The organism is Puia sp. P3 (genome assembly GCF_050632245.1).
Lineage (GTDB): Bacteria > Bacteroidota > Bacteroidia > Chitinophagales > Chitinophagaceae > Puia.
This window is the reverse complement of record NZ_CP192583.1, coordinates 5,362,676-5,385,384: the sequence shown is the minus strand read 5'-3', so window position 1 is coordinate 5,385,384 and position 22,709 is coordinate 5,362,676. Positions and strand designations below refer to the sequence as shown.

The 22,709-nt window shown below is 53.4% G+C and carries 28 protein-coding genes; 20 read left to right on the top strand and 8 right to left on the bottom strand.

What is annotated here, in order from left to right; genetic code table 11:
- Positions 1–20 precede the first annotated feature (20 nt).
- Genes ACQ86N_RS33865 through ACQ86N_RS33850 form a run of 4 tightly spaced genes read left to right on the top strand, consistent with a single transcriptional unit; the run spans position 21 to position 4,416 of the window.
- On the top strand, positions 21–797 hold the full coding sequence (locus ACQ86N_RS33865; protein ID WP_431210903.1) for an efflux RND transporter periplasmic adaptor subunit: 777 nt from the start codon (positions 21–23) through the stop codon (positions 795–797).
- Positions 766–1,275 carry an efflux RND transporter periplasmic adaptor subunit gene (locus ACQ86N_RS33860; RefSeq protein ID WP_431210902.1) on the top strand — a complete coding sequence of 170 codons (510 nt, stop codon included), beginning with the start codon at positions 766–768 and terminating at the stop codon, positions 1,273–1,275. The genes ACQ86N_RS33865 and ACQ86N_RS33860 overlap by 32 nt, the downstream gene beginning before the upstream one ends.
- The gene (locus ACQ86N_RS33855; RefSeq protein WP_431210901.1) at positions 1,269–1,814 is read left to right on the top strand and encodes an efflux RND transporter permease subunit; all 546 of its coding nucleotides are present in this window, start codon (positions 1,269–1,271) and stop codon (positions 1,812–1,814) included. Before ACQ86N_RS33860 ends, ACQ86N_RS33855 begins: the two co-directional genes overlap by 7 nt.
- Positions 1,768–4,416 (top strand): efflux RND transporter permease subunit, encoded by a 2,649-nt coding sequence (locus tag ACQ86N_RS33850; protein ID WP_431210900.1) that lies wholly within the window; start codon positions 1,768–1,770, stop codon positions 4,414–4,416. Before ACQ86N_RS33855 ends, ACQ86N_RS33850 begins: the two co-directional genes overlap by 47 nt.
- A gap of 83 nt (positions 4,417–4,499) precedes the next feature.
- Here ACQ86N_RS33850 and ACQ86N_RS33845 read toward each other — a convergent pair whose 3' ends face one another.
- From ACQ86N_RS33845 to ACQ86N_RS33835, 3 genes are all read right to left on the bottom strand, one after another.
- Complete coding sequence (locus ACQ86N_RS33845) at positions 4,500–4,922, bottom strand: hypothetical protein (RefSeq protein WP_431210899.1); 423 nt, start codon at positions 4,920–4,922, stop codon at positions 4,500–4,502.
- 428 nt (positions 4,923–5,350) lie between these two features.
- Complete coding sequence (locus ACQ86N_RS33840) at positions 5,351–5,695, bottom strand: hypothetical protein (protein ID WP_431210898.1); 345 nt, start codon at positions 5,693–5,695, stop codon at positions 5,351–5,353.
- Complete coding sequence (locus tag ACQ86N_RS33835) at positions 5,653–5,985, bottom strand: lytic transglycosylase domain-containing protein (RefSeq protein ID WP_431217704.1); 333 nt, start codon at positions 5,983–5,985, stop codon at positions 5,653–5,655. The genes ACQ86N_RS33840 and ACQ86N_RS33835 overlap by 43 nt, the downstream gene beginning before the upstream one ends.
- A 1,052-nt stretch (positions 5,986–7,037) precedes the next feature.
- Between ACQ86N_RS33835 and ACQ86N_RS33830 the strand changes: the two genes are divergently transcribed.
- The 4 genes from ACQ86N_RS33830 (at position 7,038) to ACQ86N_RS33815 (ending at position 8,550) form a co-directional block, all read left to right on the top strand.
- Positions 7,038–7,316 carry a hypothetical protein gene (locus tag ACQ86N_RS33830; protein WP_431210897.1) on the top strand — a complete coding sequence of 93 codons (279 nt, stop codon included), beginning with the start codon at positions 7,038–7,040 and terminating at the stop codon, positions 7,314–7,316.
- A 226-nt stretch (positions 7,317–7,542) separates the two neighbouring features.
- Positions 7,543–8,109: a phosphate ABC transporter substrate-binding protein PstS gene (gene pstS / locus ACQ86N_RS33825; protein ID WP_431210896.1), complete on the top strand. Its 567-nt coding sequence runs from the start codon at positions 7,543–7,545 to the stop codon at positions 8,107–8,109.
- Entirely contained in the window at positions 8,057–8,410 is a 354-nt protein-coding gene (locus ACQ86N_RS33820) for a substrate-binding domain-containing protein (RefSeq protein ID WP_431210895.1), read from the top strand. The genes pstS and ACQ86N_RS33820 overlap by 53 nt, the downstream gene beginning before the upstream one ends.
- On the top strand, positions 8,407–8,550 hold the full coding sequence (locus tag ACQ86N_RS33815; RefSeq protein WP_431210894.1) for a hypothetical protein: 144 nt from the start codon (positions 8,407–8,409) through the stop codon (positions 8,548–8,550). The genes ACQ86N_RS33820 and ACQ86N_RS33815 overlap by 4 nt, the downstream gene beginning before the upstream one ends.
- Before the next feature lie 109 nt (positions 8,551–8,659).
- On the opposite strand, the gene ACQ86N_RS33810 is transcribed toward ACQ86N_RS33815, so the two are convergent.
- Complete coding sequence (locus ACQ86N_RS33810; RefSeq protein ID WP_431217703.1) at positions 8,660–9,097, bottom strand: NAD(P)-dependent oxidoreductase; 438 nt, start codon at positions 9,095–9,097, stop codon at positions 8,660–8,662.
- Between ACQ86N_RS33810 and ACQ86N_RS33805 the strand changes: the two genes are divergently transcribed.
- Positions 9,006–9,200 carry a hypothetical protein gene (locus tag ACQ86N_RS33805; protein WP_431210893.1) on the top strand — a complete coding sequence of 65 codons (195 nt, stop codon included), beginning with the start codon at positions 9,006–9,008 and terminating at the stop codon, positions 9,198–9,200. The two genes, ACQ86N_RS33810 and ACQ86N_RS33805, sit on opposite strands and share 92 nt — an antisense overlap.
- A gap of 44 nt (positions 9,201–9,244) precedes the next feature.
- Here the strand turns inward: ACQ86N_RS33805 and ACQ86N_RS33800 are convergent, their stop codons facing one another.
- The 4 genes from ACQ86N_RS33800 to ACQ86N_RS33785 all read right to left on the bottom strand — a co-directional run bounded on the left by ACQ86N_RS33800 (position 9,245) and on the right by ACQ86N_RS33785 (position 11,466).
- Entirely contained in the window at positions 9,245–9,796 is a 552-nt protein-coding gene (locus ACQ86N_RS33800) for a hypothetical protein (RefSeq protein WP_431210892.1), read from the bottom strand.
- Positions 9,797–9,919: 123 nt separating this feature from the next.
- Positions 9,920–10,414, bottom strand: a complete 495-nt coding sequence (locus ACQ86N_RS33795) for a hypothetical protein (protein ID WP_431210891.1) — start codon at positions 10,412–10,414, stop codon at positions 9,920–9,922.
- A gap of 29 nt (positions 10,415–10,443) precedes the next feature.
- Positions 10,444–10,818, bottom strand: a complete 375-nt coding sequence (locus ACQ86N_RS33790; RefSeq protein WP_431210890.1) for a sigma factor — start codon at positions 10,816–10,818, stop codon at positions 10,444–10,446.
- Between the two features lie 99 nt (positions 10,819–10,917).
- Positions 10,918–11,466 (bottom strand): Crp/Fnr family transcriptional regulator, encoded by a 549-nt coding sequence (locus ACQ86N_RS33785; protein WP_431210889.1) that lies wholly within the window; start codon positions 11,464–11,466, stop codon positions 10,918–10,920.
- A 308-nt stretch (positions 11,467–11,774) separates the two neighbouring features.
- Between ACQ86N_RS33785 and ACQ86N_RS33780 the strand changes: the two genes are divergently transcribed.
- The 11 genes from ACQ86N_RS33780 (at position 11,775) to ACQ86N_RS33730 (ending at position 22,653) form a co-directional block, all read left to right on the top strand.
- Positions 11,775–11,999 carry a two-component regulator propeller domain-containing protein gene (locus ACQ86N_RS33780; protein WP_431210888.1) on the top strand — a complete coding sequence of 75 codons (225 nt, stop codon included), beginning with the start codon at positions 11,775–11,777 and terminating at the stop codon, positions 11,997–11,999.
- A gap of 184 nt (positions 12,000–12,183) precedes the next feature.
- Positions 12,184–13,209, top strand: a complete 1,026-nt coding sequence (locus ACQ86N_RS33775; protein ID WP_431210887.1) for a hypothetical protein — start codon at positions 12,184–12,186, stop codon at positions 13,207–13,209.
- Between the two features lie 88 nt (positions 13,210–13,297).
- Positions 13,298–13,690: a hypothetical protein gene (locus ACQ86N_RS33770; RefSeq protein WP_431210886.1), complete on the top strand. Its 393-nt coding sequence runs from the start codon at positions 13,298–13,300 to the stop codon at positions 13,688–13,690.
- 21 nt (positions 13,691–13,711) lie between these two features.
- The gene (locus tag ACQ86N_RS33765) at positions 13,712–15,046 is read left to right on the top strand and encodes a histidine kinase (protein WP_431210885.1); all 1,335 of its coding nucleotides are present in this window, start codon (positions 13,712–13,714) and stop codon (positions 15,044–15,046) included.
- Positions 15,021–15,455: a sensor histidine kinase gene (locus ACQ86N_RS33760; RefSeq protein WP_431210884.1), complete on the top strand. Its 435-nt coding sequence runs from the start codon at positions 15,021–15,023 to the stop codon at positions 15,453–15,455. Before ACQ86N_RS33765 ends, ACQ86N_RS33760 begins: the two co-directional genes overlap by 26 nt.
- Complete coding sequence (locus tag ACQ86N_RS33755) at positions 15,452–16,210, top strand: LytR/AlgR family response regulator transcription factor (protein ID WP_431210883.1); 759 nt, start codon at positions 15,452–15,454, stop codon at positions 16,208–16,210. The genes ACQ86N_RS33760 and ACQ86N_RS33755 overlap by 4 nt, the downstream gene beginning before the upstream one ends.
- 2 nt (positions 16,211–16,212) lie before the next feature.
- Positions 16,213–16,404 (top strand): hypothetical protein, encoded by a 192-nt coding sequence (locus ACQ86N_RS33750; RefSeq protein ID WP_431210882.1) that lies wholly within the window; start codon positions 16,213–16,215, stop codon positions 16,402–16,404.
- 66 nt (positions 16,405–16,470) lie between these two features.
- Complete coding sequence (locus ACQ86N_RS33745; RefSeq protein ID WP_431210881.1) at positions 16,471–16,767, top strand: hypothetical protein; 297 nt, start codon at positions 16,471–16,473, stop codon at positions 16,765–16,767.
- Positions 16,746–17,978 (top strand): DUF2264 domain-containing protein, encoded by a 1,233-nt coding sequence (locus ACQ86N_RS33740; protein WP_431210880.1) that lies wholly within the window; start codon positions 16,746–16,748, stop codon positions 17,976–17,978. Before ACQ86N_RS33745 ends, ACQ86N_RS33740 begins: the two co-directional genes overlap by 22 nt.
- A gap of 80 nt (positions 17,979–18,058) precedes the next feature.
- The gene (locus ACQ86N_RS33735) at positions 18,059–19,105 is read left to right on the top strand and encodes a PAS domain S-box protein (RefSeq protein WP_431210879.1); all 1,047 of its coding nucleotides are present in this window, start codon (positions 18,059–18,061) and stop codon (positions 19,103–19,105) included.
- 362 nt (positions 19,106–19,467) lie between these two features.
- A complete protein-coding gene (locus ACQ86N_RS33730; RefSeq protein ID WP_431210878.1) occupies positions 19,468–22,653 on the top strand; it encodes a SusC/RagA family TonB-linked outer membrane protein in 3,186 nt (1,061 codons plus the stop codon).
- The last annotated feature ends 56 nt before the right edge of the window (positions 22,654–22,709 follow it).

The following is a 22,709-nucleotide window of genomic DNA, read 5'->3' as shown; positions in this document are numbered from 1 at the left end:
ACATCTCAAATACCAACATAATGAAATGCACCCAATCACTCCCGCCTATTTTATGGTCGCTGAGGGCTTTCTGTTTCCCGCTGGCTGCCGGTATCCTCTTATATGGATGTAAGAACGGAAATGCAGAGGCGGGACAGGGGGCGATGCCTCCGCCATCGCTGCCGGTAATTACGGTGAAATCAATGCCTGCCACTACTTACCAGGACTATCCGGCATCCGTGCAGGGCAAGCAGGACGTAGAAATAAGGCCGCAGATAGATGGCTATCTAACGGCCATCGAGGTGGATGAGGGTGCGTATGTGCATCGGGGACAAACGCTGTTCGTTATCGATAAGCGGCCGTATGAGGAGCAGCTGAATACTGCGCAGGCCAATCTGCAGGCTGCCCAGTCTTCGCTGGAAAATGCGCAGATCAATGTTGACAAGCTGAAACCGCTGGTGCAGAACAATGTTGTATCCGATATACAGCTGAAGTCGGCGCAGGCGTCGTATAACACGGCCAAAGCGGCAGTCGATCAGGCGCAGGCTTCGGTCGGGTACGCCAAAGTCAATCTTACCTATACGACTATTACGGCGCCCAGCGACGGATATGTGGGGATCATTCCTTTCAAGACGGGAAGTCTTGTTACGAAGAGCACAGGCGGGGGCGCTTACTGTGGTGTCGGAAACGCGGGACATGCGGGTGTATTTTTCCATGAGCGAGCCCGAATTCCTCGAATTCAAGCAAAAATACGCGGGAAATTCCATCGCCGAGAAGGTAAAACAAATGCCGCCTGTACAACTGGTGCTGGCGGATAACAGCGTTTATCCGCAGCCGGGGAAGGTGGAACTGGTGGAAGGTCAGTTCGACAAGACGGTAGGCGCTATCAGACTCCGGGCGAGCTTTCCAAATGCGGACGGAAGCCTGCGCAGCGGCAATACCGGAAAGGTAAGGATCCCTACTTCGATCAAATCCGCGCTGGTGATCCCGCAGGAAGCCAGCTTTGAGCTGCAGGGGAAGGTCTTCGTTTATACGGTGGCCGATAGCAATAAGATAGTAACCAGGCCGCTGACCATTTCGGGCAGCACAACCAACTATTATTTTGTTTCGGAAGGTGTCAAAGAGGGCGATAAGGTTGTATTGAGCTCTATGTCCCAGACGCTGTTCGGCGGACTGAGGGATGGGATGGTCATCAATCCGCAAATGATCTCTACAGACAGCCTGCTAAAGGCAAAGCCAGCTTTGATCAACCGGAGGGGCCCTGCGGGCCTTATCTTAAAACTAATTCTATGTTAAAGAGATTTATCGAAAGGCCGGTATTGTCTACGGTCGTTTCCATCATACTGCTGTTGTTGGGGGGCCTGTCCCTGCTGTCATTGCCCATCACGCTGTTCCCGGAGATCGCGCCGCCGAGCGTACAGGTGACGGCGGTCTATCCCGGCGCCAATGCCGAGGTGGTAGCGCGAACAGTAGCCGTCCCGATAGAAGAGGCGGTCAATGGTGTGGAGAACATGAGCTATATGACCTCCAACTCCAGCAATGACGGCACGATGAACCTGACGGTATTTTTCAAGCAGGGCACCAACCCGGATATCGATGCGGTGAATGTGCAGAACAGGGTGACGAGGGCGAACAGTCAGCTGCCGCCTGAAGTAATACAGGCCGGCGTAGCCACCCAGAAGATACAGAATAGCTTCCTCATGTTCGTGGGGCTGTATAGCGACGACAGTGCGAAGTATAACGAGCTTTTTCTTGAGAACTACCTTCGCATAAACGTCATTCCGGAGCTTGCAGCGTATTCCGGGTGTGGCGCAGGCGCAGGTATTCAGTTCTAAGGATTATTCGATGCGTATCTGGCTGAAGCCGGACAGGATGGTCGCCAATAATCTTGCTCCGCAGGATGTACTGAATGCGATCAGGGACCAGAACCTGGAAGCGGCGCCGGGGCGGCTGGGGCAAAATAGTCCGGAGTCGTTCGAATATGTAATAAAATACAAGGGCAAGCTGAATAAGAACGAGGATTACGAGAATATGGTGATAAAGGCTAACGCCGACGGGTCTTTGCTTCGTCTGAAGGACGTGGCTCGGGTGGAGTTCGGCGCTTACACCTATATCTCTTCCAACAAGCTGAATGGCAAGCCGGCTTCCGGCTTTGGTGTGTTGCAGACGCCGGGTTCGAATGCCAACGAGATATTGACCGAGCTGGAAAGGCAGATCAAGGAATTCGATTCGAATTTGCCCGATGGCATGCATTTCAAGATCATGTACAATGCCAAGGAGTTCCTCGATGCCTCGATCGGGCAGGTGGAAGAGACGCTGATGATTGCGTTCGTGCTGGTGGCTTTTGTGGTGTTTATATTCCTGCAGGATTTCCGGAGTACGCTGGTTCCCATTATCGCCGTGCCTGTCGCTATTATCGGGACATTCTTCTTCCTGAATTTGTTTGGCTTCACTATCAACCTGCTGACGCTGTTTGCGCTGGTGCTGGCGATCGGTATCGTCGTGGACGACGCCATTGTGGTCGTGGAGGCCGTACACTCGAAGATGGAGCGGACGCATCTGCCGCCGAGGAGGGCGACCATCGAAAGTATGAATGAGATATCGGGGGCGATCGTCAGTATTACGCTGGTGATGGCGGCGGTATTTGTCCCTGTGAGTTTTGTACAGGGGCCTGCGGGGGTGTTCTACAAGCAGTTTGCGTTTACGCTGGCTACTGCGATCCTTATTTCGGCTGTGAATGCGTTGACGCTGAGTCCGGCGTTGTGTGCGTTGTTCCTGAAGAATCCGCATGCGGAGGGGAATCAAAGAAAGAGTTTTACGGCACGGTTCTTTTCTGCGTTCAACACCGGATTTACGGCGATGACGGATAAATATATCCGCAGCATTCAGTTCCTGATCAAGCGCAGATGGGTGGCGATTATCGGGCTTCTGATCGTGGCCGTCGGCGCCTTTCTGCTCGTTCGCAGGACTCCCTCCGGATTTATTCCGGATGAGGATCAGGGTTTTGTCATCGCCGTAGCGCAGACGCCGGCGGGCAGCTCGTTGAGCAGGACTGCGCATGCTACCGATGCGATCAATAATATCGTGAGGCAGGATGGGTCTGCCAGTGATGTCTGGAATGTGAATGGATTTAATTTTGTTACGGGTTCGTTTGCCTCACCGAATGCCGTAGTTTTTTCCCGGCTGAAGCCCAGGAATGAACGGGGGCCGGTAAAGGATCCTAATCAGATAGCGGGCAGATTGATCGGGGAGACGGGCCAGGTCAAGGACGCGATGTCCATCTTTGTCAACTTCCCTACGGTGCAGGGTTTCGGGAATGTCAGCGGCGTGGAGATGATGCTACAGGACCGGGGGCGCGGGTCGCTGGAGAAATTGGGCGGGACGGCCTGGGGGTTTGTAGGGGCGTTGTCACAGCGGCCGGAGGTCGGTTCGGCGTTCACTACATTCAATACCGGAAATCCTCAGTATACCATCGAGGTGGATGAAGACAAGGCTAAGCAGTTGGGGGTGTCCGTTACGGACCTGATGAATACCATGCAGATCTATTACGGCAGTAGTTTCGTATCCGATTTCAACCGGTTCGGAAAATATTACCGTGTGATGGCTCAGGCCGATGTTCCCTACCGGCTGGATGCCAATTCGCTTGGGGGTGTCTATGTAAAGAATAGTTCGGGTCAGATGGTGCCTGCGACTTCTGTGGCAAAATTTGTCCGGGTGTATGGTCCGGAGACGGTCACCCGAAACAACCTGTACAATGCCGTTACGATCAATGCGACGCCGAAGCCGGGTTTCAGTACGGGGGATGTCATCAAGGCAGTGCAGGAAACGGCCAAAAAGGCGTTGCCGAAGGGATATGCCTATGAGTTCACGGGTATAACGAGGGAGGAGATCAAAGCTGGGAATCAAACGGTGTTTGTGTTCGTGTTGAGCGTGTTGTTCGTTTTCTTCCTGTTGTCTGCGCAGTATGAGAGCTATATCCTGCCGCTGGCGGTGATACTGACGGTGCCGACGGGGATACTGGGTGTGTTTGCTTTTGTGGGGCTTGCGGGGTTGCAGAATAACGTTTATGTGCAGATCGGACTGATCATGCTGATAGGTCTGTTGTCGAAGAATGCGATCCTGATCGTGGAGTTTGCGGTGCAGCGGAGAAGGGCGGGGATGGGGTTGGTCGAGGCGGCGCTGGAGGGTGCAAGGCTGCGTCTTCGTCCGATATTGATGACGTCGTTTGCGTTTGTGATCGGGATGCTTCCGCTGATCTTTACGGAGGGGGCGTCGGCGCAGGGCAATCACTCGATCGGGTGGAGTGCTGTCGGGGGGATGCTTGTGGGGGTTAGTGCTGGGTATATTTATTATACCGGTGTTGTTTGTGATGTTCCGGGCGCTGCAGGAAAAGGTTTCCAGGGAAACGGGATATCGAGGAGGAGGAACTGGGGTTGACGAATATTTAAAATTTAATTTACGAAAGCTGAATCCAGACGGGGGCGTGGTCGCTGGATTTTCCCAGCCCCGTACGTCGCGGTCTACGCCTGCTGATTTGAGGCGTTTGGCGAGTTGTGGGGGTGAGGAGGAAGTGGTCGATGCGCAGGCCGGCGTTGCGGGCGAAGGCGTTGCGGAAGTAGTCCCAGAAAGTATGAGATCTTTTCGTCGGGGTGGAGGTGGCGTATGGCGTCTGTCCATCCCTGTGCGACGAGGTTACTGGAACGCGAGGCGGGTCTCGGGGCGGAAGAGTGCGTCGTCGACCTAGCTGGAGGGCTTGTAGACGTCGATCTCGGTGGGCATGACGTTGTAGTCGCCGGTGAGGATGACGGGTTTGCCGGAGGCGAACAGTTCGGCGGCGTGGGTGGTGAGGAGCGGCGAAACCAGTTGAGTTTGTAGTCGAATTTGGGGCCGGGGGCTGGGTTGCCGTTGGGCGGGTAGAGGCAGGCTATTGTCAGACCGTTCACTTCCGCCTCGATATAGCGGCTGTGGCTGTCTTCGGGGTCGCCAGGGGAGGACGCTGGCGGATCTCGACGGGTTGGGACTTGCGGGAGAGGGATGGCGACGCCATTCCAGCTCTTTTGTCCGTGCCAGATGGCGTGGTAGCGTCGGCGTCGCGGATGGCCTGTTCGGGGAATTCTTCCCTGGGGAGCTTTTAGTTCACGGAGGCAGGCGATGTCCGGGTGCGGACTCTTCGAGCCAAGCGGAGGAGGACGGGGAGGCGGCCGTTGACGCTCATGTTGACGTTGTAGGGGTGGCGATCTTCTACTAGGGGGAAGGTACGACGAATTACGGAGCCGGAGGAATGGGGATTGGTCGGGGCGCCGGTGACTGGGGTGGGTCCGGAATGAAAAAACCCGCCGTTGCCGGCGGGTTGTGTTCCTGTTGTGCTGGTTTAGTATGAGAGAAGTTCGTGTGAGGTTTTGAGAGAAGCTGCGGACACTTTCATGAGACGGTTGAATTTTTCGTCGGCCGTCTCGCCGGCCAGGGTCCTGATGGATGTAGTCTGAGCAAAGGACGCCGTGGTCTGGGCTAGTGTGCCGGTGGTGGGCGACTGGGTTTGAGCCAGTGTGGTCCGGGACTGGATTTGGGCCAGTGTGCCCTGGGACCGGGGTTGTGCCTGCGCAGTCTGGGACTGGAGTGTCCTGTTCAGTGAGTCTGCGCGTTCGAAATAGTAGGCGGTTGCGATGAATCTTTTTACGTGCATTCTCGACTCGGCGGGGAGGTATTGCTGGAGCATCCAGAAATTTTTGCTGTGCGCTCTGTGGATGGCGTTGTAGACGGGCAGGGTCCGCCGTTGTAGGCGGCGAGTACGAGGAGCCAGTCTCCGAATTCGCGGTGCAGGTCCTTGAGGTATTTTGCCGCGGCTCTTGTGCTTTTATAGTAGTTGGTGCGTTCGTCCGACCGGTGGTTGACCTTCAATCCGAGTTCGTGGGCGGTACCGGGCATCAGCCTGCCAGGGCCTCTTGCGCCGACGCGGGAAAGGGCCGAGGGTTTTAGCTCGGACTCGATGACGGCGAGGTATTTCAGTTGAAGGGGCAGGCCGTAGTGGTTGAGTACGGAATCGATGATGGTAAAGGGGCCTTCGCTCCTTTTTTTGATGGATCAGCAGGTCGTCGTCATTGTTCTTTATATAATGATTGACGAATTTCATCCCCTGCCGGTCAGGAGGTGTGACGGAGAAATTATTCTTTTTCGCCCGTGTATGGGAGGAAGCTTTTGGTTTTGGCTGTGGTGTAGGGCACGGTCTTCGGCAATTCTACCGAGGACTGGCCGGAATCAGCCTTGGGTGGCGGGACGAGGATCAACGCCACGGAACAAATACAAAAGGGTACTGATGACTTCAACATCGTTTTAATTTTTGGGTAAAACAATGCCGGCCCCAGTGGTTGGATGTTTAAGCGAAGGCTAACATAGAATATTGGTGGGAATGATCACTGCGTGCTGTGGGTACGGTAATAAGGGTTTTTCAATAACAGCTGCGTGGTGACCCGTAAGGAAATTATAGTAACCTGTTAAGGCAACTATCCGTCAAAGATAGCGCTGCCGGAGCCGGCATCTCATAGCGGGTTTTACGAGGGGAATTACTATATGGGACAGGGGGGCGTCTAAATAGCTGGTAATTAGGGGGAGTGGATATGGCTAATTTCTTTTTATTTTTCTGGGTCAATGACGTATGATTTTATACATTTAGGCTTTGAACCTCCTATGCTATGAGCTTGCTGTACTATTTTTATTACAGAACCTGTCAATTCAATAATTCGCGACATAGATCGGATGCCCCGCCTGCCCTCTTTCTGGCGCTGAATTTGGCGGCCATCTTCAATTACGTAACGAGATCTGTCATTTATTTTACGGGATCGGATCTGGAAGTTCCTCCGCTGCTGATCCTCGGTCAATGGAATAATACTTTTCATAGTGACGTTCGGCGTAATGATGCTGCTCGGGTTGAACCGGCGAAAGATCTCCAAAAGAATGGATGATTTCAAGAAGGAACCGCAGGAGCGGAGGGAACGAAACGGGAAATTTATAGTCTATTACATTGTAAGCTCGGTAGTGTTTGTAATTCTGTCCTATATAATATGACCATGGGTAATGGAAGAAAGTATACTGTCCGGACCGTTATTTTTTATGCGGTCTATTGTGTGGCGGCGTGGGTGTTGGAGAGGGTGGCGCCGAGTGGGCCGTGTACGCCGGGGCTGGGGGTAATGGTCCTGATATTTACACCGATGGTGGGACTGGCGCTTTTTCTTTTCTCGCTGATCGGGAGGATTGTGGGGCGCCGGGATTTTGTGGGACCGATGCTTGTTAATGCGGGAGTTGTGGTCCTTTCCTTGTGTATTTTCTTCGGTTTGCGATAACCACCCTGCCTGGGGATCGAAATAGCCTCCGTCCTGGGGGCTGAAAATGATAATATTACGATAAAGTGGATTTTGGTGAAATGCTGGTTAATAGATTTTCTTTTGCGGTCCAGGCTATCTATGAAATTCTCTTAACTAACTAAACTTTTAAATCAAATGAAGCTTCATTTGTCCGGAACCGAGGACCGCAGCTGCAGGTGTTGTAGTAGCTGCAATCAGCATGAGTATGCTGGCCCCCAGGACCGCTGATTTTCAGGATGACAAGCAACTGATCGGCGCCGGTAGTACTTTCGACTACCCCTTATTTACCAAGATGTTTGCCGATTATAACTCGAAGACCGGTGTCGAGATCAATTATCAGTCCGTAGGTTCGGGTGCGGGGATCTCGCAGCTGACGAACAAGACGGTGGATTTCGGTGCGACGGATGCTCCGATGAGCGGGAAGCAGGACTCGGCGCTGACGGGCCCGGCGATACATATTCCCGTAACGGCCGGCGCGGTTGTGCTGAGCTATAACCTCCCCGAGGTGACGAAGCCGCTGATGCTGACCCCGTCGGTACTGGCTGATATTTTCCTCGGCAATATCACCAAGTGGAATGACGGCAAGATCGCCGCTATCAACAAGGGTGTTAGTCTGCCTTCCACCGCCATCCTGATCGCGCATCGCAGTGACGGCAGCGGTACCACGAATATCTTTACGACTTATCTTGCCAAGGTCAGCAATGACTGGAACGGCAAGGTTGGAAAGGGTTCCGCCGTCAACTGGCCCCGCCGGCATCGGTGGGAAGGGTAACGAGGGCGTAGCCGGTCTGATCAAGCAGACTCCGGGCGCTATCGGGTATATCGAGCTGGCTTATGCCGTTCAGAATTCGATGCCTTATGCAACGATGCAGAACAAGGCAGGGAAGTTCGTCGTGGCCAGCACGGCCAGCGTCAGCGCTGCCGCCAATATCGCGATCCCCGCCGACTCGAAGGTATCTCTGACCAACACGGACGCGGTCGATGGTTACCCTATCTCCGGCTTCTCCTGGGTTGTACTCTACAAGGAACAGAGTTACAACAGCCGCAGCAAGGTGCCCGCGCAGCGAATATGATGAAGCTGCTGCAGTGGATGATCCATGACGGTCAGAAGTTCAGCACGGGGTTGAACTATGCTCCGCTGTCTCCTGCTGCCGTTAAGGTTGGGGATGCGCTGCTGAAGTCGGTGACTTTTGATGGTAAGCCGGTACTGTAAATGGACGGAGTCCATTTGGGACGCGTGAGCGGACTTGAATTTGACGAACCAGGTGTATATAACGTGAAAGCGCCTTTGCGGGCGCTTTTTTCGTTCGGTGGTTTTTCGGCTAGTAGCCTATTTCGACGATGCCTTTGAATGTGGCTTCGTTGAAGGCGTTGTGGATGACGTAGTGGGCGACGTCGGCGCGGGATATTTTGAGGGCGTTCTTCAGAAAGGCATTTATGGATGACCGATAGTGGCCGGTGGCGGGGCCGTCGGTCAGCTGCGGGGGACGGATGATGGTCCAGTCAAGTTCGGTGGCCTTTATAGTAGCCTCCATTTTTCGAAGGTCGGCGTACATATGGCGGAGGATCTTCTGGATGATGTATTTTGCTACAAATCGGACGTAGAAGGGGAGTACGGGGCTGATCTCGACGGCGCTGGCGGAAATGAAGAAGGCTCTTTTGGCGCCCGTGCGCTGCATGGCTGCGACGAGGCTGGCGTTGCCTTCGGAATACAGGGTGGTCGGCTTGTCGTTGAAGAAATTGGCGCCGGTGACGCCGATGGCGGAGAAGATGAGGTCGGTCCCCGCGAGCAGAGGGTTCGTAGGTCGAGGGTTGGAGGATATCGCCTTTTACGATGGTCAGACTGGTGTGGCTGATGGATAGTTTTGCCGGATTTCGCAGGACGGCGGTGACGTGATGGGCCTTCTTTAAGCGCCAGCCGCACGGCCTCGTGGCCGATGCCTCCGGCAGGCCCCGATGACTAGAATTTTCATAAGCGATGTATTTAGAAACGGATGACGCTGAGTATAAAGATTAGCGGGAACAGCAGGATCTCCAGAAAATGGAAGGTGTTGAGCCTGCTTTTCAGGGCTGGTGATCTGACCGTTGTTGGCTGTGCTGTTGGGTTCGAGCATTTTGCGCAGCCGTCCGGTGCCGCGTGCCAGTACGGCAGTCCCGTTGATAATGACCAGCAAAACCAGGACCATCTTAATTTTGAACCATAGCATCTGGGACACGGTGCCTTTGAAGATGATGACCATGCAGACGCCGGTAATGAGGAGGAGGGCGCCGCCGATGCCGATGAGCCTGCCGAGTCCCGAGGTTGTGTCGAGGACGGCGATGGCTTTTTGTTTGTCCGATACAAGGAATTTGCTGAGGCGGCGGCTGATGACGTAGTCGGCGACGATGGTACCCGCCATGATGGTGAAGCCGCTGATGTGGATGATGAGGGCCGGGTTGAGAAGTGTCTGGGAATTCATACTTGTGTTTTTTCTTTTGGTGTTATATTGTTCTGATGATCATTTGTTCAGGTCGTGAACCGCTCGGGGTGGGGTTGGGTTTAATCGGATCGTGTTGCCTACGAGAGGGCCGGGTGTACGGGTCTATTTCTTAAAATGTTTCAGCTTTTCCGGGTTGGTCTGGACGTAGATATTCCGAATCTGTTCGCCGTCGGTCTCGAGGGCAACGAGGCTTAGCGGCTGGTCGCCCGAGTAGGTGATGATACAGGGCATGCCATTGGCGAAGGTGATGTCTTCGGTGAAGTTGGGGACGGATTCGCGGATCTTGGGTAAAAGGGTGAGTATGAGTCTGGAGACGTTCTCTTTTCCAAGAATCGGTTTGGGCAGGGCCCTGAGACGCTGGTTTTTGAGGGTGAGGCCCGCCCCGCCGCCTTCGGTGACCATCTGGATGTCCTGTTTGAGGAGGTCGATGAGGTCTTCCATATTGCCCTCGTCGATAGCACGGAGGAAATTCTGGAGCACTTTTTCGTGGACTTTCAGGTCGATCTCGAATCTTTTTTTGTCTTTGCCGAGGTTTTCTTTTGCCCTTTTGAGGATCTGGCGGCAGCTGTCGGTGCTTTTGTTAAAGATCTCCCCCAACTCGTAATAATCATAGGCAAATATTTCTTTTAGCAGGAAGATGGCTCTTTCCTGGGGGTGAGTTTTTCCATCAGGACGAGCATGCCGATCGAGAGGGCGTGATAGCTCTCTATTCGCGCCTGGCCGGAGTCGGGGGCGTAGTTCTGCAGGGGCTCGGGCAGCCAGATGCCGACATATTTTTCCCTTCTTGCGCGGGCGCTGTTCATGTGGTTGATGCAGGCGTTGGTGACCATTTTCACGAGAAAGGCCTTTTGCTGGCGGACGCTGGCTATTTCCACGTCCATCCATTTGAGGAAGCTGTCCTGTACCATCTCCTCCGCCTCGTCAACGTGTCCTAACATATTGTAGGCTATTGAGAATAAGAGGGGTTTGTATTCTAAAAAGATGTCGGATTTGTTCAACATATCACAGTAGACAAGATAGCCGGGTGATTTGTGACAGATCGGGGGATTTTTTTGGGGGGTGGGTGACCGGCGGGATTTGTGACTGTTGTGGGGATCCTTTTATGGATTTTTGAGGCGGCTGAGGGTTTCGCGGGAGATGCCGATGTAGGAGGAGAGGTGGGTGAGGGATATGCGCCGGACGAGGTCGGGGCGGCAGCGCTGGAGGTAGAGGTAGCGATCGCCGGGGGAAAGCAGGTTGATGAGGTCGGTGTGTTCCAGCAGTTCCTGGTGGAGCTGGGCCATGAGCCGGTGGCCAATTTCCTGGATCTCTTCGGAGCGGGCGTATAGGCTGAGGAGGTTGTTGGCGTCGAATTCGAGGACGGTGGTGGGTTCGTAGGCCTGGATCCAGAGTTCCGAGGGGATTTGGCGTCTGAGGCTCTTAATATCGGTAGAGAACTGGCCTTCGGTGGCAAAGTGGAGGTTGACGTCTTTGCCGGTGTTGTTATAGAAAGTGCGGAGCAGGCCGCTCTGGATGAAGTAGAGGCGCTTGCATACCTGACCCTCCCGCAGAAGGTAGTCTTTTCGCTTATACTCCTTTATGCGGGCGATGTTCAGCAAGAGGCATTTGGCTTCTTCTGAAACCTCGGGAAAGAAGTCGATCTTATACATGGGGAAGGTTTACCTGCGCGAAAGTAAAAAGGCAGTCATATTCCATGCAGGCACATTTCCCAACGGCCCCAGTATTTTTCCGAATGGGAAGGGGGTGGACGCAACCCTAAGAATATTTGGTACCGGGGCTTTAACCATCGGCGGGTCCCAGGGTATCAGTGCTGGGAATAGGTTTCCCAATGGCAGGACATAAAATGGGATGAGCCCGGACGCATTAATTTATATTGGCAAGTGTGTTACCTTTAAATTAAAATTATTGCGCCTCATGCGACTACCTAAACTCTCCATTTTAATCCCGCTGGGGGGCTTTGATCCTATTGTCCGGCGGCGGGGTGGGGGCGCAGTGTTTTGACCAGAGCAATTTCAGCCGGTATACGCGGTTGCAGGGGCTTTCCAATAATTATATATCGGGGATCGAAGAGGATTCCCTGGGGTATATCTGGGTGGCTACGCACAAGGGGTTGAACCGATTTGACGGGAAAATTTTTCAGTCGGTATTCAAGGGGTCGCCCCAGTCGCCACTTGCCAAGTAATTTTGTGGTGCAGCTGGGACATCCATCTGATTCTGAGATCATTGGGGTAACGCGGGCTGGGGCGTTCGCTTTCAACCCTATTCGTGGGCGTATCAGGGAGCTCATCGTCCCCTGTGATTCTGTCATCTATTTCTGGGCCAATCATGGTACAGGGATCATAAGAGACAAGCTGGGAAATTATATAGTGTCAACCAAGACCGGTATGTATGTTTTTAACCGGGCGGGGAAGCTGATCAACCGTTATGACCACTATATTCCGGCCGATGTGGGGGTAAAAGAGATGGTCTTTGGGATTCGGGCGGGGATGTTATCCGACGGGTCGACGCTGCAGATCAATGACCTGATCGGTACGATCTACAATCCCGTGTTCAACACGATCGATACGGCATATATGCGACGGCGGGAGGTGCTGAGGAAGCAGATGACCAATGACGTTGGCGAACTACGACCTGCCTGGGTCGGAAGGAAGAATGAATTGTTCATTTTTGACCGGGAGAAGAATTCCATCAACGTAGTAGACATCAACTCTGCCCAGGGTGTGCCGAACATGATGCCCTTCTCGATCGACTCGGAGTTGGGCTGGTACAGCGATCTTTCATATATAAATGATAGTGTATTGGTTATGACGTGCAGAACCAATGGGTTCTATGTCTTCCATTACGATTCGCGGGCGAAGAGGCTGACCAGTGACGGCCAAAAATATTTCAAGGGCATCCAGTGTACGACGGTATACAGGGACAGGGAGTCGCGCTTGTGGGTAGGCACGGCCGATGGGCTGTACAAGGAGAACCTGCAGGGGTCTTTCTTTTCGGTCACTGATCTGTCGCTGCAGTCTCCTTTTATGGTAGACCATGCGATAAGGAGCCTCTATGTCGATGGGTCTTCGATATACGCCGGGCTGCTCAATGGAGGAGGACTGCTGGTCCTCGACAAGAAGACTCTGACGATCAGGAAGCGGGTGGAATTTGCACCTCAGTTCGTGTACAGCAATACTGTTTATGACGTGATCCCCTATGCGGAGGATACGTTATGGCTGACGACCAGTTCGGGCGTCGTATGGGTAAATAAAAAGAATTACCACTATGGACGTGTAGCCATTCCTCCGGCTTTGAAATGGATGGAGCAGACCAATACAACGAGTGTGCTGGTAGATTCGAAGAAGAATATCTGGATGGGGTTCAACCAGCTCGAACGGACTTGTCCGGTATGACCGCGCCTCCGGAACTTTTTCGGACCAGTCGGGGCCGGAACATAACCCGCAACTGAAGATAACTTTTGCATTCAGCATGGCGGAGGACATGCAGGGCAATATCTGGCTGGCGGGCGACGGCCTGTGCCGCTGGAACGTGAAGAAACAGGCGGTAGATACTCTGATCCCTTATCCCGGTGTGAGCAAATCGTTACGCAACTATATGTTCATCCTCGGGCGGGACGAAAAGAACAATCTCTGGCTGTCTTCCTACGACAACGAGATCATCCAGTATAATTGTACGACGAATACGATGTACCTGCGGCAGGAGGAGAATAATCTGATAGACGGAAATACGATCACGAGCTCGCCGGTTATCGGGGACAATATATGGCTGGGTACGGACAACGGGATATCGGCCTTTAATGTCCGGAGTTATTCGGTTCAGCAGCTCGACCTATGCGGATGGTCTTCCTTCCGTCAATCTTACGACATGGCGTAAGGGGCGAGCTACTACGACAAGGTGGAGAATAAAATGTATATCGGCGCCAGGCACCGGCTGATCTCTTTTGTTCCGGACCTCGGGCTTTCGCACAAGGTCGCGCCGGCGCTGTTCGTCGAGAAGATGCAGGTCCGGGATTCGCTGATCGTGCCGACGGAGAAGGAGATCAGGCTGGCGTATAACCAGAACAATATGTCGATCCATTTCAACACCGTCAATTTCAACGATCCCGAGGAGAACCGTTATGCCTGGCGGATGATGCATGGAAGCGACACGGCATGGGAGGACCTGAATACGCAGAACCTGATCACGCTTACGAGTCTGCACTGGGGAATGCATCCTATACAGATCAAACTGTATTCCGCCAACAACCACTGGCCGCAGCAGGTGAGGTCGCTGCATATCTATATAAAGCCGCCCTACTGGAAGACGACGTGGTTCATCGTGCTGCTTGTGGCAGGAGTGACGGGAGTGATCATCCTGGTGTATAAGACGAGGGTCAATTCGGTTCGGAGGAAAGAGCGGGAGTATTCGCAGGTGCAGCAGCTGATAGCGGAGGAATACAAGAACCGGCTGGAGCTGGAGCAGATCATCAACTATTTCTCGTCATCCCTTACCGACAAGACCGATATAACCGACGTGCTGTGGGACGTTATGGACAATCTGATCAGCCGGCTGGGATATGTGGACTGTATCATTTATTTATGGAATGCCGACAAGACGAAGATGGTGCAGCGGGCGGCCTATGGTCCCAAGGGGACTCCGGCGCTGCTGGCGACACAGAGCTTTGATGTCTATCCGGGGCAGGGGCTGGTCGGTTATGTGATGCAAACCAGGGAGCCGATCGTGGTGGCCGACACGAGGAAGGACCGGCGCTACCGGGTGGACAATATTCCGGGTCTGAGCGAGATCACGGTGCCGATCATGCACAATGAGGAACTGATCGGGGTGCTGGACTCAGAGCATCCGGTGGCCGACTATTTCAAGGAGAGAGACATGAAGATCCTGATCACTATTGCCGCGCTGGTGGGCGCGAAGATCAAGCAGATCGAGTCCGAACAGTCGCTGGAGAGCCACCAGCGGGAGATCACTGTCATCAACCAGCAGCTGGCCGAGGCGCAGCTGTCGGCCCTGCAGACGCAGATGAACCCGCATTTTATCTTCAACTGTCTGAACAGTATCAAGGGGATGATCCTTAACGACGAGCGGCAGAAGGCGTCGCGCTATCTGAGCAAGTTCGCCAATATGATCCGGACGACGCTGAATCAATCCAAGGAGATCTTTACTACCCTGTATGAGAATATCGAGCATCTCGGAGAATTATCTGGTGATGGAGAAGCTACGATTCGGGGATAGTTTTTGCTTCGAGGTGATCGTCGACGAGGATATCGACCGGGAGGACACGCTGATCCCGACGCTGATGATTCAGCCGCTGGCGGAGAATGCTATCTGGCATGGGCTGATGTATAAGAACGGGGAGAAGAATCTTACGATCCGATTCTTCCGGAGCGCGGGGATGATCTATTGCAGTATCGAGGATAACGGGATCGGTATCAATAAGAGCGAGCAGCTGAAGAAGATGAGCAATCCGAGTCATAAAAGTGTAGGGCTGAGCAATCTTCGCAACCGGATAAAGATCATGAACGAGAAATACGATACGGGATGTACGCTGGAGATCACAGATCTGCAGAATATCGACAGCAGCAGGTCGGGGACGCGTGTCGTACTAAGATTTAAAGTTATAACCAATAAACTATACATATGAGAGCAATCCTGGTCGATGACGAACCGGACGGTATACGTACGTTAAAGAAACTGCTTGAGCTGCACTGTCCGGAAGTAGAGATCGTGGCTACCTGTTCAAATGCGGTGATGGCTGAACAAAAGCTGGGCGAGCTGAAGCCGGACCTTGTCTTTCTGGACGTCCAGATGCCGGGGAAGAGCGGGCTGGAGATGCTGGCCGGGCTGACCGAGATGAATTTCAAGGTCATCTTCGTCACGGCGCATAACGAGTATGTGCTGCAGGCTTTGCGGTTCAGCGCGGTCGACTATCTGATGAAGCCGGTCGATGAGGACCGGCTGATAGAGGCGGTGATGAGGGCTAAGGAGCGGGTGAGGCAGGAGAAGGATCCGGAGCAGACGGAGACGCTGCTGCACAATATCAACAAGGTAGGTTCTCCGATGGAGATGCGTCTTTGTCTGCCGACGCTGAAGGGTTTTTCGGTGGTCAAACTGGAGGAGATCGTCTATTGCGAGGCGCAGCGGAGCTATACGATATTCCGGCTTGTCGACAACAAGACCATCATTATTTCCAAGCCGTTGTTCGACTACGACCGTCTTTTGGCCGACACCATCTTCTTCCGGATCCATAAATCCTATCTGATCAATCTTCTGCACGTAAAGGAATATATCCGCGGAGAAGGGGGGACGGTGATCATGAGTAATGGAATGGAGATCGAAGTCAGCCGCAGGAAGAAGGAGTTGTTCCTGACCAAGGTGAAGGAGCATTTTAAATATTGAGTTTGAGACGGCGTATCGGGTCGCTGGACCTGCTTCGGGGGATTGTCATGATCATCATGGCCCTCGATCATGTCCGTGACTATTTTCATAAGGAAGCATTTCTATTTAGCCCGACGGATATTGGCAGGACCAGTGCTGTGCTATTCTTTACGAGGTGGGTGACGCATTTCCTCCTTCCCTGTTATATGTGTTGATGACGATTGGACCCGCTATGATCTTTCTTGCGGTGGCGGAAAGGAGGTCGTGGGGGAGGGAAGGTTTTGGGGGAGAGGATCGCGGTGTTTGGCCGGACGGCGATGTTCTATTATCTGGCGCATATCCTGCTGATCCATGTGCTGGCGCTTGTTGGGGTAGTTATCCGCGGCAGACCGTTGTCGGAAATGGTGCTGAAGATGGCTGTGAATGACGAGCCGGGACTAAAGGGATACGGATTCCCGCTGGTTGTCGTATATTTAGTTTGGGTTGGCCTCCTTGTTGTCCTGTACCCGATGTGTAAGTGGTTTGACAACTACAAACGATCGTATCAGGCGACGAAATGGTGGCTGAGCTATATTTAAATACAATTGATGAAAAAAGAATATTGCTTGCCGCTCTGGTTGTAGTTAGTCACATTGGATGGGCTCAGGAGGAAAGGAAGGTTTGGCTGAATTATATGGACAAGGTGGCGAGGCCTGTGGTCTCGGCACTGGCGGAGGACCGGTTGAAAGCGACCATGCCGGTGGTATTGTCGAGGATCTCCGACAACAAAGAGACCCGGAGCCGGGTGAGCTATCTGGAGGCGTGGGGGCGGTTGCTCAGTGGGATCGGGCCCTGGCTGAATGCCGAGGCCGGTGACAAGGATGAGGTCGCGCTGAGGCGTCAGTACAGAGCGTGGGCGCTGAAGGCGGTGGCTAATTCCGTGGACCCTTCTTCAAAAGACTATATGGTATGGACGGGGGCGCAGCCACTGGTGGACGCCTCCTTTTTTGCGTTGGGACTGATACGTTGTCCGTGGTTGTGGGAGCATCTTGACCCGGCAGTCAGGGGCCGGGTTGTGGAGGCGCTGAGGCTGACAAGAAGTACTGTCCCGCCTTATAACAACTGGGTATTGTTCTCTGCGATGGTAGAGACTTTCTTCTGCAAATACGGTTATGACTACGATCCGGTGCGGATCGAATACGCGGTACGTCAGTTCTCGGAGCACTGGTATGTTGGAGACGGGACTTTTTCCGACGGCATGAGCTATCATGACGACTATTACAACAGCTATGTGATACAGCCTTATTTGTCGATGGTGGTCGGTGTTGCCGGATCGAGGTACAGGGCATTTGGGGAGAAGCTGGACAGGATCACGCGGCGGTATGCTGAGATACAGGAGCGAATGGTCAATGAAGACGGCAGTTTCCCGGTGACTGGGCGTTCGATCACTTACCGTTGCGGTGCGTTCCATCAGCTGGCGGATATGGCATGGCGGGGGCAGCTGCCGGTGTCGCTGCCGGCGGGTCAGGTGCGTGGCGCGCTGACGGCGGTGATCAAAAAGACCCTGGGGGCTGCGGAGACGTTTAGTTCGCGGGGGTGGCTCAATATCGGCCTGCATGGACATCAGGAGGGACTGGCGGATGGTTATATCACGGGAGGAAGTCTTTATCTTTGTTCGGAGGTGTTTTTGCCGCTGGGGCTGGGGCCTGAGGATGAATTTTGGCGGGCGCCGGCTGTGCCGTGGACGTCGGTGAAAGTATGGGGAGGGATGGACAGTGTGAAGGCCGATCATGCACTGGATATCAAATGAGCTGAACGCGGACATTAAAAGAACGGGAAGGAGCATTGGATGCCCCCGCAGTATAGAAAATTATAAGTATATTGGAGAACATGACCCCGAATTTGCGCGTGCCACAACCCGAACTAGCTGTATCCAATTTCTTCGAAAAGACGCCGGACCTGGTTTGTATTGCCCATCGGAACGGGTATTTCAAGAAGGTCAATCAGGCTGTGATCGACAAGCTGGGCTATAGTGAGCCGGAGCTGATGTCGGTGCCCATTTCCAATTTCATTCACCCGGAAGATAGACATTTTACCGCCACGCGCAGGTCCGAGCTGCTGCGGGGGAAGAATCTATTGAATTTTCAGAACAGGTATGTGACGAAGGCCGGGGCTACGGTCTGGCTGGAATGGACCTCGATCTATTTTCCGGAAGATGAGGTGGTGTTCGCCATTGCAAAGGATATCACCGGGCGGAAGGAGGAAGAGCTGGAGGTTGTGGAGAAGTACAAGAAGTTCAAGGGGCTGGCCACGCATTTCAAAAGCAGCATCGAAGAGGACAGGAAGACGCTGGCAAACGAATTACAGGAGGAGCTGGCGCATCTGGCTGAAGTGTTGAAGACGGATATCGAGTGGATCAAGAGCAATGCCTACGAGTTGTCTCCTGTTGCGAGGACGAAGATCGAACATGCGTCGACGGTGGGACAGCGGCTGATAAAGGCGATAAGGCGAATTTCGTTCGCCATCAGCCCGAATATGCTGGGGCATCTTGGGCTGGGTGCTACGCTGGCCTGGTATTGCCGGGAGTTTTCGTTGATGAACGGGTTGTCGTGTTTTTATGAAGGGTCGTTTGACGAATCGGCGCTCAGCAATGAGGTCAAGACCGACCTGTTCCGGATCTGTCAGGAATGTCTATCGAATACGCTCAGCCATGGACAGGCGAGCGGTGCGCGGGTCGTGATCGAAGAGAGTGACGACAGGGTGCGGATGGTGATCTCGGATGATGGTAAAGGTTTTGATGCCGAACTACAGAAGCGCAAGCCCGGCCTGGTGCGTATGCGCGAGCGGGCGGCCTCCATCAATGGAGAGCTGACGATACATAGCGGGATCGGCAACGGTACCAGGATATGTGTATCCGTGGGGAAAAATATCCTCTAAATTATTTTTTACAACTTCGTATACCTGCGAACGAGACACGTATTCGTAGTGGCAAGGTATTTGTTTGAGGCATAGCTGGACGAGTCCCACCACCCAGAGTCCTGAGCCGGAGAGTACAGACGTTCTGATGCCCCCATCTCCTCAGTTTCCCGATAAAAATTGAAAAATTGAACCGGATTTTAACCCGGGGAAAACGCGTGTCGCGGAAGTATGGCCGAAGGCCTGCTGCGGGAAGCGTAGTGACATAATATTGAGTTTAACACTAAAATCATTGGCTGTTTATGGCAATTTGTACATCAGCCGGAGTCGCCGCGTCCTTGAGGGCCGGAGTCACCTTATTACTATTGTTTTTACTGACGTTTTTGAGTTTTAGTCTGAATGCGCAGGATACTACCGGTAAAAAACCACCGCCGGCGAAAGATACTGTTCCGGGGAAGCCCGTGAAGGATACGGCGAAGCTGAGGGCTTCGGATCTGAAGGATTCGTCCGGCGCCGCTGCAGATACATCAGTAGGCGACAGCAACAAGATAAAAATAACGGGGAAGATCATTTTGTCGGGTGGCGGCACCGATCAGTCGGGGTCCAGCGTTTCGATCAAGGGAACGACTAAAGTTGCGCAGACCGATAGTACAGGGAATTTTTCCATTCTGGTGGCGCCTTTGCAGACGCTGGTCTTCAGCCATGTCGGTTATAAGACGACCGAGGTCAGTGTAGACAGTAAATTACCCATCAATCTTACTCTCACCAAGGAGGAGAATACGCTCGAGCAGGTGACCGTCAGCTATGGAAAGCAGCTGAAGCGGGATATCACGGGTTCGGTGGCGAAGGTCGACGCCGCCGATGTCAAAGATATCAATGCGACGGAGTTCGGTCAGAAGCTGCAGGGCAAGGTAGCCGGCATTCAGATACAGCAGACCAGCGGTCTCCCTGGGCAGTCGATCGTTTTCCGGATACGGGGTGCTGCGTCTCTGAACTCGGGTAACCAGCCCCTGGTCGTCGTGGACGGACAGCCGGTGAACAGCGATGCGACGGGGGGAACGGGGGATATCAACCTGATCAACCCCGATGAGATCGAGTCGTACAGCGTCCTGAAGGATGCGGCGGCGACCTCTTTGTACGGCAGCCGGGCGTCCAATGGCGTTATACTCATCACGACGAAGACGGCGAAGATCGGGAAGAGCAGTGTCAGTGTCAATGCCTATTACGGATTGCAGGCTGTGCCGGACCGCGGTCATCCGAATCTGATGAATGCGCAGGAGTTTGCCACCTATATGAAAGGGTTTTATGAGGACAAGATAACCTATGAGAACTGGGTGAACCCTGTGACGGGTACGGCCACGGTACCGGCGGACTATGCCAATCCCAGTCAGTATGGGAAGGGCGAGGACTGGTATAAGGCGCTGGTCCGCGTCGCGCCGATGGAGAACTATACGGTCAATATCTCGCACGGTACCGACAAGATCTCCTCCAGCACGACGATGAATTATTTCAACCAGAGCGGGGTTCTTTACAATACGGGGACGAAGCGCTATGCTTTTCGAACGAATACGGAATACCGGCCGAACGAGCGGATAAAGCTGGGACTCAATATTGCCCCCACCTACCAGATCGATCACAATACCAGGGGCGGGCAGTTGGCGCTGAACGGGAACAGGCAGGTGGTGGCCGGTGCGGAGCTGAGCTCGCCGCTGATACAGCCGAAGACGCAGGACGGGAAATGGATACCTTCCACGGCTAGCTATGGCATGTATAAATTGCCCAACTATCTGCAGCAGGCGGAGATCATGGACAATGACCAGACGAATTTTCATTTTTTGGGGAATCTCTATGCGGAGGTGGAGATACTGCGCGGACTAAAGGCGAGGTCGAGCATCAACGGGAATATCCTTACGCAGGACTACAACGCTTATTACGGGACGCAGTTTGGTCTGTTTGGACAGGTACCTCCGCGGTCGCCGACGCAGTCTACTGCCATGAACAATTCCAACAATTCCTACTCGTGGCTGAACGAGAATACCCTCGACTACAATACGAAATTCGGGAATCATTCGCTGGAAGTCCTGGCGGGGTATACGACCCAGAAGTTCTACCAGACACTTCGGACTGTGACGGGTACGGGATTTGCAACGGACGAGACCCCATTTATCCAGGCGGCGACGACGACGACGGGTACGACCAACAGCCAGGAATGGACGCTGGCATCGGCGCTGGCGAGGGTTAACTATGACTATAAGAAGCGGTATTATATTTCGGGAACGATCAGGAATGATGGAAGTAGCCGGTTCGGCGCGGTCAAGAAATATGGAACTTTTCCGTCTGTCAGTGTCGCGTGGGTAGCCAGCGAGGAGAAGTTCTTTCCGAAGATGGGCGCGCTGAATTTTTTGAAGTTCAGGGGCAGTTATGGGCTTACGGGAAACAACAATATCGGTAATTATACCTGGGTCTCGCTGCTGAGCTCGACGAATTATGTTTTTAACGGCGCGACGACATTGGGCGAGTCGATCACCAATCTGGGCAACTCGGATCTTACGTGGGAAACTTCGAAGCAGCTGGATATCGGCGCCGAGCTGGCGCTGCTGCATGGCCGGATCAATATCAGCTATGACTATTACAGCAAGCGAACGGAGGGGATGCTGACGCCGCTGCCTGTCCCATTTGCGTCCGGATACGAGTCGATACAGTATAACGAGGGCGCTTTTAACATATGGGGTCACGATATACAGATCAGCTCGGAGAATATCCGGTCGAATAATTTCACGTGGACGACGGACTTCAATATTTCCTTCAACGACAATAAGGTCAAATCGCTGGTCAACGGGACGCCTATCGGAGGTTTCAACCAATACAGCGACTACAACCGTACCGCAGTGGGACACCGGATCGGGGAATTGTACGGGTACGTGTTCGAGGGTTTGTATATGAACCAGGCGGATTTGGACAAGTCTCCGAAGGAAGCGACGTCGGCGATAGGTACGGCGAAGATGAAGGACGTCAATGGTGACGACACCATCAATATCGATGACCGGACCTTTATCGGGCGGACGAACCCGAAGTTCATCTATGGGATGTCGAACAATTTCACCTATAAGAATTTCGATCTGGGCGTGCTTATCGCGGGCCAGGTGGGGAATAAGATCGGGAATGTGAATTTGCAGAATCTGTATAATCTGGATGGAGTTTTTAATGTCGACAAGCAGATGCAGAACCGTTGGAGGAGCGAGTCTAATCCGGGAAATGGAAGAGTGCCGAGGACGCTGGCGAATACGACCGAGTTGTACCGGACTATCAATTCGACGTGGGTATTTAGCGGGGATTACCTGGCTGTGAAGAATATAACGCTGGGGTATACCTTCGGCCGGGAGTGGCTGCACGCGATCAAGGGGATAAGGGTATATGGAAGTGTGCAGAATGCTTTTATGTTCACGAAGTATCCGGGGCAGAATCCGGAGGTGAATGATTCGAAGGATGCGGCGACTGTGGGTGGGACGGACAATGGGTCTTATCCGGTGCCGAGGGTATTTATGGTGGGGGCTAACGTAAACTTTTAGCCCTCCGGGGCCCGGTTATGGGTTTGTTTATTGGTGAGCCTCTGAGTGAATTTTTA